The sequence below is a fragment of the Streptomyces sp. NPDC040405 genome, from assembly GCF_055595765.1.
The window spans coordinates 67,094-79,025 of the sequence record NZ_JBVIVI010000009.1; the positions used below are offsets into that span (position 1 = coordinate 67,094).

Consider the following 11,932-nt stretch of genomic DNA (forward strand, 5'->3'; position numbering starts at 1 on the left):
TGGCCCCTGCCCCTGTGGCCCCGCGGCCCCTTCGACTCCGACGACCGACGACGACCATTCGACCGTGACCATGTGACCGGCCCGCCCGGCGAGGAGAAGACCATGGAGCCCGCAGTACTGGACGCGGCGACGCTGGAGAAGCTGATCTCCGCCGCCGTCGCCGCTCCGTCGATGCTCCACGCCCAGCCGTGGCGGTACCGGCTGAACCCGGACACCGTCACCCTGGAGGTCCGGGCCGCGCCGGAGCGCGGTCTGCGGCAGGCCGACCCGATGGGTCGGTCGCTGTGCGTCTCCGCCGGTGCCGCCGTGTGCAACCTGCGCGTGGCCGTGGCCCACTTCGGCTGGGAGCCGGTGGTCCGGCTGCTGCCGCACCGCTCCCAGCCGGACCTGCTGGCCACCGTGCGGCTGACGGTGTCCCCGCGCGACACGGCCGCCCCGCACCCGGACGGCCTGTACGACATGATCTGGCGGCGGCCCGGCAGCCGGTACCCGTTCCCGGGGCACCGGCTGGCCCCGCGGGAGCTGGGCGCGTTCGCCGACGCCGCGCGCGGGGACGGTGCGACGCTGTATCCGGCGGGCCCCGAGGAGACCACACGGCTGCTGCGGCTGACCGCGGAGGCCGAGCGTCGTGCGGCGGAGGACCACCATCGGCGCGGGGCGGTCGACGGCCGGGTGCGCGAGTACGGCACGTACGGCACCCCCGTGGATGTCCCCAGGGGCTCCCCCATGGACGACGTCCCCAGGGGCGCCCCCGTGACCGCGCTCGGCCCCCGGGACACCGCCGGACGGTTGCCGCCGAAGCACCGCGGCGGCCCGGTGGACGGCCGTCCGCCGACCGCGGTCGTCGAGAGCCGCCCGACCATCGCCGTGCTCACCACCGCCCATGACCGGCGTGCCGACTGGCTGCGGGCCGGTCAGGCGCTGGAACACGTCCTGCTGCTGGCGACGGCGCGCGGCGTCCGGGCCTCGCTGCTGCACCAGGCGCTGGAGTGGTCCGATCTGCGCTGGGCGCTGAGCGACGGGCGGCGCGCGCCCGGCCATGTCCAGATGCTGATCCGGCTGGACCCGGAGGTCAGCGGTCCGGCAGGGGGACGGCCCACACCAGCCGGGTGCCGCCTTCCCTGGGCGCGATGAGATCCAGTTCGCCGCCCAGCTTCTCCGCTCGCTCCGCGAGGTTGCGCAGGCCGCTGCGGCGGCCGCCGTCCGGTACGCCGACGCCGTCGTCCGTCACGGTGAGGGTCAGCCGTCCGCCGTGCACGATCAGCGACACCTCGGCGGCGTGCGCCCGCGCGTGCCGGGCCACGTTGGACAGCGCCTCGGCGAGCACCGCGACCATGTCGTCCGCGACCGGCCGCGGCACTTCGGTGTCGACCAGTCCCTCGGTGCGCAGCGCGGGGGTGAAGCCGAGCGCGGGCACGGCCTCCTCGATCGTCTTGGCGGTACGGACCCGCAGCCCCTGCACCGCGGGGCCCGCCTCGTGGGAGCGCAGCCCGAAGATCGTGGAGCGGATGATCTTGATGGTGTCGTCGAGGTCGTCCACCACCCGCAGCAGCCGTTCGGAGCCCTCGGGGTGCTGGACGAAGCGCACGGTGCTCTGGAGCGTCATCCCGGCCGCGAACAGCCGCTGAATGGCCAGGTCGTGCAGATCGCGGGCGATCCGGTCGCGGTCCTCCAGCAGGGCGAGCTGTTCGGCGTCGCGCCGCCGCTCGGCCAGCTTCATGGCGATCGCCGCCTGGCCCGCAAAGCCCAGCAGGGTGTCCGTCTCGATCTGAGTGAAGGCGGGGCTGCGCACGGTACGGGCGAGGGAGAGGACGCCGCCGACCCCGTCGCTGGTGCGCATGGGGACCGCGACGGCCGGGCCGAGGCCGTTCCAGCGCTGGGGGCCGAACGTGATCCGGGGGTCGTTGGCGACATCGGTGCTGGTGACCGGCTCGGACGCGGTGAAGGCGGCGCCCGCGAACGTGCCCTCGCGGGGCAGCACCAGACCGCGGTGCGCCTCGGCGTCGGTGCCCGACGCCAGCGCGACCTGGAGGGAGTCGGAGCCGGTGACGGGCAGCATCAGCACGCCCAGGTCGGCGGCGAGGATCCGGCGGGCGTGGTCGACGATCAGCTCCAGCACCCCGGTCTCGTCCACCCCGGACAGCAGGTGGTTGGTGACCTCGGCGTTCGCCTCCAGCCAGTGCTGGCGGTGCCGGGCCTCGTCGTACAGCCGGGCGTTCTCGACGGCGACCCCGGCGGCCACGGCGAGGGTGGACAGCACCGTCTCGTCCTCGCCGTCGAACTGCTTTCCGCCGCGCTTCTCGGTGAGGTAGAGGTTCCCGAACACCTCGTCCCGCACCCGGATGGGCACGCCCAGGAAGGAGTGCATCGGCGGATGGCCGGGCGGGAAGCCGTACGAGGCGGGATGCTCGGACAGCTCGGCCAGCCGCAGCGGCTCGGGGTGGCGGATCAGCTCGCCCAGGATGCCGTGCCCGGCGGGCAGCGATCCGATCGCCGCGCTCCGCTCCGGGCTGATGCCCACCGGCAGGAACTCGGCCAGCCCCTGGTCGTCGCCGACCACGCCCAGCGCCCCGTACTCGGCGTCCACCAGCACCACCGCGGCCTCGACGATCCGCCGCAGCACCTGCCGCAGATCCAGTTCGCGGCCGACCGAGAGGACCGCTTCCAGCAGGCTGTGCAGCCGGTCCTGGGTGCCGCGCACCGCGTCGATGCGCAGTTGCAGCTCCTCCAGCAGCTCGTCGAGGCGCAGCCGGGGCAGGTAATCGGAACTCCTGACGTTCTCCATGCCCACCACCGTGTTTCCCGTCAGTCTGTCCCGGCCGCCCCGCCCAGCAGCTCGCCGAGCCGGTCGAGGAAGATCTGCTGCTTCGCGACGATCTTCGTACGGGCCCGGTCGAGGTCCAGCCAGGCGACCCGGTCGATCTCCGCGAACTCCCGCGTCCGGCCGGAGCCGCGCGGCCATTCCATGGTGAACGTGCCGGGGGTGATCCGATCCGGGTCGAGGTCGCCCGCCACGGCCCAGACGGTGACCAGCTTGCCGCCGGTCTGCCGTACGGTGCCCAGCGGAAGAAGGTCGCCCGCGGGCGGCGGCAGCCCCAGCTCCTCCCGGAACTCGCGCCGCGCGGCGGCCTCCGGAAGCTCGTCCCCCTCGTACTCCCCCTTGGGCACGGACCACGCGCGCTCATCCCGGGTGGCCCAGAACGGCCCGCCCATATGGCCCAGCAGAACCTCGGTGGCCGGGCCCGTCCCGCGGTAGAGCAGGAGCCCGGCGCTGCGTTTTCCCGTCACAGTGCCAGTGTGCGCCGGAACGCGCGGGCTGCCCGTTCAGCCGCCGGAGGGCGGTCGGTCCCGCAGGGCGTATCCGAGGTAGGTGACCCGCGGACGAGCGTCCGGGGCCAGTACGAAATCGGCCATCGGCGGGATCTGCTCGTCGGTGATCCGGCCGCGGCGGCGGGCGACGGTGGCCTTGACGAGGCTGCGCGGATCCCGGGGCCGGAAGTCGCAGATGTCCTCGTTGCGCAGGCCGTGCCGGTCGAGGGCGGCGGTCAGCGCGGCGGGGGTGCGCAGCCGGGCCGCCGTGTAGCGGCCGGGGGGCATGATCCGGGTGAGCGGGAGGCGCTGGAAGGCGCCGAGGTAGACGAGCCGGGACAGCGGGGTGCGGTTGACGGTGTCGTAGACGAGGACGCCGCCGGGGCGCAGCACCCGGGCGGCCTCCGCCAGCACCCTTTCGAGATCGGGAGTGATCTCGAAGGTGTCGGCGTAGTGGGCGACGTCGAACGAGGCGGCCGCGAGGCCCAGTTCCTCGGCGGGCGCGGTCCGGTAGTCGACGGCCGGGTGGTCGTGCGGGTGCGTGTCGCGGGCGATGCGGGTGGCGGCGGCGGACGGGTCGACGGCGGTGACGTCGAAGCCGAGCCCGGCCAGGCCGCGCGCGAGCAGCCCGCGGCCGCTGCCCACGACCAGGGCCGGGCGGCCGGAGGGGGTGCGGCCGAGTGCGGCGAGGGTGTCGCGGAGGTACGCGAGGCGGCACTCCTGGAAGGCGACGGCCCTGATCTGGCGGCCGTCGACGGCCTCGGGCGAGTCTGCGTCGAGCGCGATGCGCGGGGCGGCGGCCATGGTCTGCTCCCTCATCCCGGAGTTGGGTTCCCTGAGGGAACTTAACACCTCGGGTTCCCTCGGGGAACTCGGCTAGGGTCGGGGCATGACCCGTACTCCGCTCGCCGACGTGGCCTGCTCGATCGCCCGCGCCACCGATCTGTTCGGTGACGCGTGGACCGCGCTGATCATGCGGGACGTGCTCAGCGGGGTCGGCCGCTTCGACGACCTCGCCCATGACCTCGGCATCTCCCGCAAGGTGCTGGCGGCCCGGCTGTCCCGACTGGTCGAGGAGGGCGTCCTGACCAAGGAGCGCTACCAGGAGCGGCCGCCGCGCGAGCACTACCGCGCGACCGAGAAGGGCGAGGAGCTGTATCCGGTGCTGCTGGCACTGATGAACTGGGGCGACCGCTGGTGCTCCGGTACGGACGGGGCACCGGCCCGCGTCCGCCATCTCACCTGCGGCCGGGACACCACCCCCGTCACCGCGTGCGCGCACTGCGGCGATCCGCTGACCGTGCACAACACCACCCAGCTCCCGGGCCCCGGCGGGCACACCGGCCCCGGCACCCGGGTCCTGGGCCCGCTGCTCGCCTCCCGCGCACCGCAGTGACGGCCGGGAAGTGGCCGGGGGCTGCCGCTCCGCCGTGTACAACCGGGGAGAGACACCGCGGAGCGGCAGCGAACCGGGTCCCGGGGGGACCCGGATGAGCCGCGGAGGCGTGGGATTCCCAGGCGGCTCATGGGCGGGTACGGAGCGCGTCCGTACGGCGTTCACCGTTTGTCCGATCGTGAGCACGAGGCGGAGGCGCCCATTCCGGGGGCTGCCGGAGGGACGTCGTCAGGCCGCCGCCGGACCACCGCCCGCCGACGGGATTGCCCCCGCCCGGCCTCCTTGCCAGGCTGTTCCCATGTCCACCACGCCCCTGCCCGAGCTGGTCGAAGAACTGCTCGACGGCTGCCGTCCGGTCCCCATCGTCTCCGCGGGCGTCTCCGTCCTGCGGCAACCGGCCCTCCCCTACGACGGCCAGCTGTCCGACGGCCAATTGGAGCGGCTGCTGCGGGCGATGCGCGAGACGATGCACAACGCACCCGGGGTGGGGCTGGCCGCGCCGCAGATCGGCGTGCCGCTGCGGCTCGCGGTGATCGAGGACCCGGCCGAGGTGGCGGCCGAGGTGCGCGAGGCGCGCGGCCGGGTGCCGCAGCCGTACCGGGTGCTGGTGAATCCGTCGTACGAACCGGTCGGCGACGCCCGGGCGGCGTTCTTCGAGGGGTGTCTGAGCGTCCCCGGCTGGCAGGCCGTGGTCAGCCGTCCCGAGCGGATCCGGCTGCGCGGGCAGGACGAGACGGGACGCGAGCTGGACGAGGAGTTCACGGGATGGCCCGCCCGGATCGTCCAGCACGAGACGGACCATCTGGACGGCGTGCTCTATCTGGATCTGGCCGAAACCCGCTCCCTCTCGTCCGCGCAGGCCGTCGCCGACCACTGGTCACAGCCCACCCCGACCGCCGCGGCCCGGGCGCTCGGCTTCCCGCTCCCCGCAGAACACGGGGATCAGCGGCGCCAGCTCCCCCAGGACACCCCCTAGCACCTCGCCGTTCGGTCTGTGGCATGTTTTCGTCATCGACTGGCAGTCGCCGAATCACCACGCGGACACTGTGCCGTTCGGAGCCGGAGCGAGAGTGGTGGCCTCACCGCTCCTGACGGTCCCCCTGAACGGAGAACAGGAATGTCCGTGCTCACGACGTCCCCGGCTGCGGCCTCCACGAGCTCGTACGTCACCTCCATCGCACATACCGAGGAGCAGATCCACGCCGCGCAGCGGCTGCGCTACCAGGTGTTCGGCGAAGAACGGGGCGGGGTGCTGAACTCACCCTTCCCAGGCCGTGACGTGGACGAGTTCGACGACGTCATGGACCACCTGATCGTCACGGACACCGCGACGAACACCGTGGTCGGCACCTACCGGCTGCTGCCCCCCGGGCGCAGCGAGCGGCTCTATTCGGACACCGAGTTCAATCTGCGGGGGCTTCCCGAGGAGGTGCGCTCCTCGATGGTCGAGGCGGGCCGCGCCTGTGTGCACCCCGACCACCGCTCCGGCGCGGTGATCAACCTGATGTGGGCCGGTCTCGCCCGCTACGTCCTGCTGTCCGGCCACCGCTACCTCGCGGGCTGCGCCTCGGTCCCGCTCGGCGAGGGGGAGCAGGCCGCGGCGAACGCCTGGCTGCTGGGCACCACCAAGCACGCCGCCCCGTCCGAGCTGCGGGTCCACCCGCTCGACCCGTGGGTTCCGACGCAGACGCTGGACGCCCGGCCCAGCTACGCCGAGCTGCCGCCGCTGCTCCGCGGCTATCTGCGGGTCGGCGCCTGGATGTGCGGCTCCCCGCAGCACGACCGGAGCTTCAACGACGCCGACTTCTTCGTCCTGCTGGACACCGAGCGGATGAACGACCGCTACCGCCGCTACTTCCTCGGCGACCCCCGGTGACCGTGCCGGTGAGCGTCAACGCCAGCCTTCCGGCCCACGCGTGGGCGGCCTGGTCGCCGTGCTCCCCCAGCTGTGTGTCCCACGCCGCTGCACGGCTGCCCGCCACCCGGATCGCCCGCCGTTACGCGGCGTTCGGTCGGGCGATCATGAGCGCGCTGATCCGCGGCGAGGGCCTCGCCGACCCGGAGGCACTGCGCGCGCTCGCCGCCTCGATGCTGGACGCGCTGGACATCCGGCTGGAGGTGGCGGGCGACCGCACGCTCAGCGCACCGGGCGGCACCGGCACCCTGGTGGTGGCGAACCACATCTCCTGGCTCGACATCATCGCGCTGCTCGCCGTCGAGCCGGTGGTCATGCTGGCCAAGCGGGAGGTGGGCACGTGGCCGGTGGTCGGTCCGCTGGCGAAGCGGGCGGGCACGATGTTCATCGACCGCGGCTCCCTGCGCCAACTGCCGGGCAGCGTAGGGGAGATGGCGGAGCTCCTGCGTTCCGGGCAGTCGGTGATGGTCTTCCCGCAGGGCGTCACCTGGTGCGCCGGGACGGGCGGCAGCTTCCGCCGGGCCACCTTCCAGGCGGCACTGGACGCGGGCGCCCCGGTCCGGCCGGTTTCGCTGGACTACGTTCAGCACGGCGCACCGACCACGGTGGCCGCCTTCGTCGGCGAGGACGACTTCGGCGCCTCGCTGCGCCGGGTGGCCAGCGCCACCGGGCTCACGGTGCGGGTGCGCACGCACCGGCCGCTGCTGCCCGTACGCGGGGCCGACGACCGGCGCACCCTGGCCGCCCGTGCGCAGGCGACGGTGTGCGGTGCGCAGCTGTCCGTTCACGTCTGACAGATGACAGAGGACGACTGACAGACGACGGCTGACAAGTAGCGGATGACAGCTGACAGATGACGTACGGTGTCCGGCATTCCCCGGACACCGTACGTCGTTCCCGGCCGGGGCGGCGCTGAACAACCGGTTCCCCTCGTACGTATCCCTTGAGCGACGGCCGAGCCAGAACGAGAGGGAGCCCGATGGAAGCTTCACCCCACCCGGTCGGAACGCGGCGGCGCCCCGGTCGGCGCATCGCGCCGGTGCTGGCGGTGGCGAGCGTGCTGCTGACCGCCGGTTGCGGCGGCGGCAGCGGTTCGGCGGACGCCAACACCGGCGGCAAGGCGGGCAGCGGCGGCGAACGCGGGACGGCGCGGCCGAGCGACGGCGCCGGCTCCGCGCCCAAGCCCGCGCGGGTGGAGCAGCTGGCAAAATCCGTGGGCTGCAAACCGGACTTCACCACCGAGGTGGACGACTACCGGCAGGCGATCTGCCGCAACGCCAAGGGGAAGTTCCTCTTTCTCGACTTCATCAGCATGAAGGCGCAGCGCGACTGGCTGGAGACCGCGCAGATGTACGGCGGGGTCTATCTGGTCGGCAACCGCTGGGCGCTGTCGTCGTCGCCGACGAAGAACATGAAGACGCTCCGGAGCGAGTTCGGCGGCACCATCGAGGAGAGCGGCGCGTTCGGCTCCTCGCCGGGCGGGGCGGCCTCCTCGCCGGGCGCGGGCTGATGGCCCACGCCCGGCCGAACAGCTGACAGCCGCTCACACGGCGGCGAGTGCCCGGAGCGTCGCCGCCTCCCGGGGCAGCAGCCGCTCGTCGTCCCCGGGGACGAACTCCAGCAGCACGTCCAGCGGTGCGGCGCCCTGGCCGCTCAGCCGCTCGAACGCGCGGCGCCACAGTGGGGCGCGCGCGGTCAGCGGCAGCCGGGTGGTGCCGGGCCACCAGGAGAAGGCGTGTACGGCGGCGACCCGGCCGCCGAGCGTGTCCAGCCCGGTCAGCGCCTCCGCGTCGGGCAGGTCGACCGGCGGCTGCCAGTAGGTGCGCACCGCGGCGCGGTCCACTTCGTCGAGCAGGCGGAGGGTGTGGGCGGCGCCGTCGGTGAGCGTGTTGCGGTGGAACTCGTAGGCGAGTTCCACGCCCGCGTCCGCCGCGAGCGCCGCGGCCCGCCGGGTGTCCTCGACCACCGCCCGGCGCTGTTCGGGCGGGGTCGCGTCGGTGCCCGTGGCGCCCGCCCAGATCCGCACCCGGGGCGCCCCGAGCGCCACGGCCGAGCGCAGCACGGCGTCGAACTCTCCCGGGTCGGTGTGCCCGGCGCGGTAGTACGAGCCGTACGAGGCGACCGCGAGCCCCGCGTCCACGGTGGCCTCGCGCACTGCCCGGGCGACGGTCGTATCGCCCGGGGGCACATGGACGTCGCCACCCCATTCGACACACTCCAGGCCCGCACCGGCCACGGCGGAGATCACCCCGGCCGGGTCGAGGTGGCGGAGGGTTACCGAGCAGATGCCCAGCCTGCTCACGCGCTCTCCTCCCGCACGGTGGGGACGGTGTGCGCGGCCCCGTCGCCGAAGTCCACGACGGTACGGGTGCCGTCGGGCCAGCGCACGGTGACGGTGTGGCCGCTGACCTCGGCGGCGGCGAGCCCGGTGAGCGGGGCCGGTCCAAGGTCGGCGGTGAGCGAGGCGAGCGCGGCGAAGAGGGTGCCGCCCGGGTCCTCGCCGACGGTGCCGGTCAGCTCGGGGACCAGGGCCCAGGGGCCGTACGCGGTGCCCCGGGGCGCCCGTACCGTACGGGAGGTGTCCCAGCCGTGCAGGCCGAGGAGCTGGCCGGTGACCTCCGCCCCGGCGAGGGACACTTCGGGCGCCCCCTCGGTGGCGTCGGTCTCGGTGGCCGTGCCCGGGGGCAGGGCGATGGCCCAGCCGGTGTGGTGGACCGTGGTCCCGGCGGGGATGTTCACCGTGCGGTGGACCCGCAGTTCGAGCCTGCCGCGCACCAGCGTCAGGCTGTCGAGGCGCGCCGCGGGCAGGACGGGGCCGCCGGGCGGGAAGAGCGGGGTGTGGGAGGAGGCCAGCCAGCCGGGGCCCGCGGCGAGCGGCTGGATGCGCAGCCGGTCGCTGCGTACGCCGCGCGTCCGCAGCGCGATGTGGTTGTCGGGGATGTTGTCGGCGCTGGTGGGGCCGGTGCGGGTGGAGTAGGCGAGCCGCCCGTAGAGGGGTTCGGCGGGTGGCTGCTCCCCCTCCCAGGGGCGCACCTTGCAACTGCCGTGGTTGTGCAGCCGCACCAGGCCGTCGCTCGCGGTGGTCTGGACGAGCAGCCCGGGGGCGGGCAGCACGAGCGCCCGGTCGGGCCCTTCGGCCGGGGCGCTCTCCTCGGGGGCGGTCCACACGGGGTGGTCGGGCGGGAGCAGCAGGCCGAGGAAGCCCTTCGACGCCCAGTAGGGCGAGGCGGGCCCGGAGTAGCGCTGCACGGTCGGCACATGCGGCCCGTACCAGCCGAGGCCGAGAATGCCGTCCGCGGTGAGCGCGCCGCGGTCGAGGAAGTGGCGGAGCGCGCCGCTGAGGAGGCGGCGGGTGGTGCCGGGCGCGAGCGGGGTGTGGCCGGTGAGCGCGCCGAGCGCCACGGCGGCTCCGGCGGCGAAGCGGTAGGTGAGGGAGCGCCCGTGGTGGATGGGGGCGCCGTTGCCGTCGAAGAGGAGCGAGAAGCCGTCGAGGAATTCTTCGAGGCGGGGGCCGAGGTGGTCCAGCAGGGCGCGGTCCCCGGCGAGATGGGCGTGCAGCAGCGGATACATGTGCAGCGCCCAGCCGTTGTAGTGGTCGAAGGCGCGTCCGTCGCCGTCGGAGTACCAGCCCTGCCCCTGGTACCAGCCGTCGAGCAGGCCGAGTGCCCGGTCGATGGCGCGGGTGGTTTCGGCGTCGCCACGTCCGACGGATTCGAGGAAGCCCGCGACGGTGAGCTGGAAGAGATACCAGTTGTTGGGCGCGGGCGCGTGGCGCAGCGCGCCGCGCAGCCACTCCTCGGTGCGGTCCCGGGCGTCGGGCGTCAGCGTGTCCCAGGTCCATGGCGCGGTCAGGCGGAGCCCGAGCGCGATGGAGGCGGACTCCACCATGGGCTGTCCCTGCACTCCGTGGTGTCCGATGAGCGGCCACGACTCGGCGTCGTCCCGCCCGGGGGTGCGGGTGCCGTGGTCGATGCCCTCGGTGTAACGCTCCAGGAAGCCGTGCGGGTCCTTGCCGTACGCACCGGCGCCGCGGAACGCGGCGAGCAGAAAGGTGCGGGCGAACCCTTCGAGCCCGTCGGAGCGGACACCGGACCGGGACGGCTGCCCCGGCAGGTCGAGCAGTGCGTGGTGGGGGGTGGCGAAGCGGAGCGCGGCCCGCAGCAGTCCGTCGGCGGCGGCTTCCCAGTGGGCGCGGGTGTATCCGGTGTGCGGGCTGAGGGAGCGGTCGTCTTCGGGGAGGTCGAGTCGGAACATGTGGGGGTGTGTCTCCTTGTCCGGGGCGGCCGTGCGGCGGGGGCGGTCGCGCTACGGCGGGGCGGTCGCGCTACGCGGAGCGGTCCAGCCGTTCGTGGAGTACGGGGTGTGCGAAGTCCCGTCCGGCCACATAGTTTTCGACCTCGCCGATCGCGAGGTCGGCCAGGCGCCGCAGCTCACCGCTCTTCGACCCGGCGATGTGCGGGGTGAGGAGCACGTTGTCGCAGGTGTACAGCGGCGACTCGGGCGGCAGGACCTCCGGCACGGTGACGTCGAGTACGGCGTGGAGGCGCCCCGCCACCAGCTCGTCGGTCAGCGCCGCCTGGTCCAGCACCGCACCCCGCGCGGTGTTGATCAGGGTGGCGCCGTCCGGCATGGCGGCCAGCAGCTCCCGGCCGACCAGGCCACGGGTGGCGGGCAGCAGCGGGGTGTGCACGCTGACGATGTCGCTGGTGGCGAACAGCTCCCGCAGGCCCACCTGCCGTACGCCCAGCGCCCGGGCGTCCGGCGCCGTCACATACGGGTCGTACAGCTGGACGTCGAGGTCGTACGGTTCCAGCAGGGCGATCACCCGGCGGCCGATTTCCGAGGCGCTGAGGATGCCGACCGTTCTGCGGTAGTTGCCCGCGTCCGGGTAGCGCGCGCTCCAGTCGACGGTGCCCCGTTCGGCACGGTAGTCGCGGGCCATGCCGAGGACGCGCTTGTTGGAGAGCAGGATCATCGCGAGGGTGTACTCGGCGACGGGTACGGCGTTGGCCGCGGCCGCGGAGGAGACCGCGATGCCGCGCTCCCAGCAGGCGTCGGTGATGTGGTGGCGCACCGTCCCGGCGGTGTGGACGACGGCGCGGAGCCGGGGCGCGGCATCCAGCGCGCGGCGGTCCAGCGGCGGGCAGCCCCAGCCGGTGACGAGGAGTTCGGCGTCGGCCAGGGCGCGGCGCGCGGCGGGGGTGGTGAAGTCGTCGAGGACGACGTCCGGATCGAGGTCGAGGAGCGTGGTGAGCCGGTCCAGCGCGCCGGAGCCGAGCACCTGGCGTGCGGTGCGCTCCGTCATGGCCAGG

12 protein-coding genes are annotated in these 11,932 nt (G+C 73.9%); 6 read left to right on the forward strand and 6 right to left on the reverse strand.

Annotation, left to right across the window (positions count from 1 at the left end):
* Positions 1 to 102 precede the first annotated feature (102 nt).
* On the forward strand, positions 103 to 1,134 hold the full coding sequence (locus ACZ59A_RS31695; RefSeq protein WP_470965779.1) for an Acg family FMN-binding oxidoreductase: 1,032 nt from the start codon (positions 103 to 105) through the stop codon (positions 1,132 to 1,134).
* Here ACZ59A_RS31695 and ACZ59A_RS31700 read toward each other — a convergent pair.
* Genes ACZ59A_RS31700 through ACZ59A_RS31710 form a run of 3 tightly spaced genes read right to left on the reverse strand, consistent with a single transcriptional unit; the run spans position 1,073 to position 4,128 of the window.
* Positions 1,073 to 2,785, reverse strand: a complete 1,713-nt coding sequence (locus tag ACZ59A_RS31700) for a sensor histidine kinase (protein ID WP_470965782.1) — start codon at positions 2,783 to 2,785, stop codon at positions 1,073 to 1,075. The genes ACZ59A_RS31695 and ACZ59A_RS31700 overlap by 62 nt on opposite strands.
* A 20-nt stretch (positions 2,786 to 2,805) precedes the next feature.
* The gene (locus ACZ59A_RS31705; RefSeq protein ID WP_470965785.1) at positions 2,806 to 3,288 is read right to left on the reverse strand and encodes an NUDIX hydrolase; all 483 of its coding nucleotides are present in this window, start codon (positions 3,286 to 3,288) and stop codon (positions 2,806 to 2,808) included.
* A gap of 36 nt (positions 3,289 to 3,324) precedes the next feature.
* Complete coding sequence (locus ACZ59A_RS31710; protein WP_470965788.1) at positions 3,325 to 4,128, reverse strand: methyltransferase domain-containing protein; 804 nt, start codon at positions 4,126 to 4,128, stop codon at positions 3,325 to 3,327.
* Between the two features lie 70 nt (positions 4,129 to 4,198).
* On the opposite strand from ACZ59A_RS31710, the gene ACZ59A_RS31715 reads away from it, so the two are divergent.
* The 5 genes from ACZ59A_RS31715 to ACZ59A_RS31735 all read left to right on the forward strand — a co-directional run bounded on the left by ACZ59A_RS31715 (position 4,199) and on the right by ACZ59A_RS31735 (position 8,130).
* Positions 4,199 to 4,705: a winged helix-turn-helix transcriptional regulator gene (locus tag ACZ59A_RS31715; protein WP_470965791.1), complete on the forward strand. Its 507-nt coding sequence runs from the start codon at positions 4,199 to 4,201 to the stop codon at positions 4,703 to 4,705.
* A gap of 298 nt (positions 4,706 to 5,003) precedes the next feature.
* On the forward strand, positions 5,004 to 5,681 hold the full coding sequence (gene def, locus ACZ59A_RS31720) for a peptide deformylase (protein WP_470965793.1): 678 nt from the start codon (positions 5,004 to 5,006) through the stop codon (positions 5,679 to 5,681).
* 141 nt (positions 5,682 to 5,822) lie between these two features.
* Positions 5,823 to 6,581 (forward strand): GNAT family N-acetyltransferase, encoded by a 759-nt coding sequence (locus ACZ59A_RS31725; RefSeq protein ID WP_470965796.1) that lies wholly within the window; start codon positions 5,823 to 5,825, stop codon positions 6,579 to 6,581.
* A gap of 74 nt (positions 6,582 to 6,655) precedes the next feature.
* Positions 6,656 to 7,414, forward strand: a complete 759-nt coding sequence (locus ACZ59A_RS31730) for a lysophospholipid acyltransferase family protein (protein ID WP_470965799.1) — start codon at positions 6,656 to 6,658, stop codon at positions 7,412 to 7,414.
* Between the two features lie 185 nt (positions 7,415 to 7,599).
* The gene (locus ACZ59A_RS31735) at positions 7,600 to 8,130 is read left to right on the forward strand and encodes a hypothetical protein (RefSeq protein ID WP_470965801.1); all 531 of its coding nucleotides are present in this window, start codon (positions 7,600 to 7,602) and stop codon (positions 8,128 to 8,130) included.
* 33 nt (positions 8,131 to 8,163) lie between these two features.
* Here ACZ59A_RS31735 and ACZ59A_RS31740 read toward each other — a convergent pair whose 3' ends face one another.
* The 3 genes from ACZ59A_RS31740 to ACZ59A_RS31750 form a co-directional block, all read right to left on the reverse strand.
* Entirely contained in the window at positions 8,164 to 8,922 is a 759-nt protein-coding gene (locus ACZ59A_RS31740) for a sugar phosphate isomerase/epimerase family protein (protein ID WP_470965804.1), read from the reverse strand.
* On the reverse strand, positions 8,919 to 10,874 hold the full coding sequence (locus ACZ59A_RS31745; protein WP_470965807.1) for a DUF2264 domain-containing protein: 1,956 nt from the start codon (positions 10,872 to 10,874) through the stop codon (positions 8,919 to 8,921). Before ACZ59A_RS31745 ends, ACZ59A_RS31740 begins: the two co-directional genes overlap by 4 nt.
* A gap of 70 nt (positions 10,875 to 10,944) precedes the next feature.
* Positions 10,945 to 11,925: a hydroxyacid dehydrogenase gene (locus tag ACZ59A_RS31750; protein WP_470966517.1), complete on the reverse strand. Its 981-nt coding sequence runs from the start codon at positions 11,923 to 11,925 to the stop codon at positions 10,945 to 10,947.
* Positions 11,926 to 11,932: the final 7 nt, after the last annotated feature.

Excerpts from the sequence above, each read along its gene's own strand:
- ACZ59A_RS31695 (WP_470965779.1), top strand. The coding sequence starts at position 103 with ATGGAGCCCGCAGTACTGGACGCGGCGACGCTGGAGAAGCTGATCTCC.
- ACZ59A_RS31700 (WP_470965782.1), bottom strand. The coding sequence starts at position 2,785 with ATGGAGAACGTCAGGAGTTCCGATTACCTGCCCCGGCTGCGCCTCGAC.
- ACZ59A_RS31710 (WP_470965788.1), bottom strand. The coding sequence starts at position 4,128 with ATGAGGGAGCAGACCATGGCCGCCGCCCCGCGCATCGCGCTCGACGCA.
- ACZ59A_RS31715 (WP_470965791.1), top strand. The coding sequence starts at position 4,199 with ATGACCCGTACTCCGCTCGCCGACGTGGCCTGCTCGATCGCCCGCGCC.
- def (WP_470965793.1), top strand. The coding sequence starts at position 5,004 with ATGTCCACCACGCCCCTGCCCGAGCTGGTCGAAGAACTGCTCGACGGC.
- ACZ59A_RS31725 (WP_470965796.1), top strand. The coding sequence starts at position 5,823 with ATGTCCGTGCTCACGACGTCCCCGGCTGCGGCCTCCACGAGCTCGTAC.
- ACZ59A_RS31735 (WP_470965801.1), top strand. The coding sequence starts at position 7,600 with ATGGAAGCTTCACCCCACCCGGTCGGAACGCGGCGGCGCCCCGGTCGG.
- ACZ59A_RS31745 (WP_470965807.1), bottom strand. The coding sequence starts at position 10,874 with ATGTTCCGACTCGACCTCCCCGAAGACGACCGCTCCCTCAGCCCGCAC.
- ACZ59A_RS31750 (WP_470966517.1), bottom strand. The coding sequence starts at position 11,925 with ATGACGGAGCGCACCGCACGCCAGGTGCTCGGCTCCGGCGCGCTGGAC.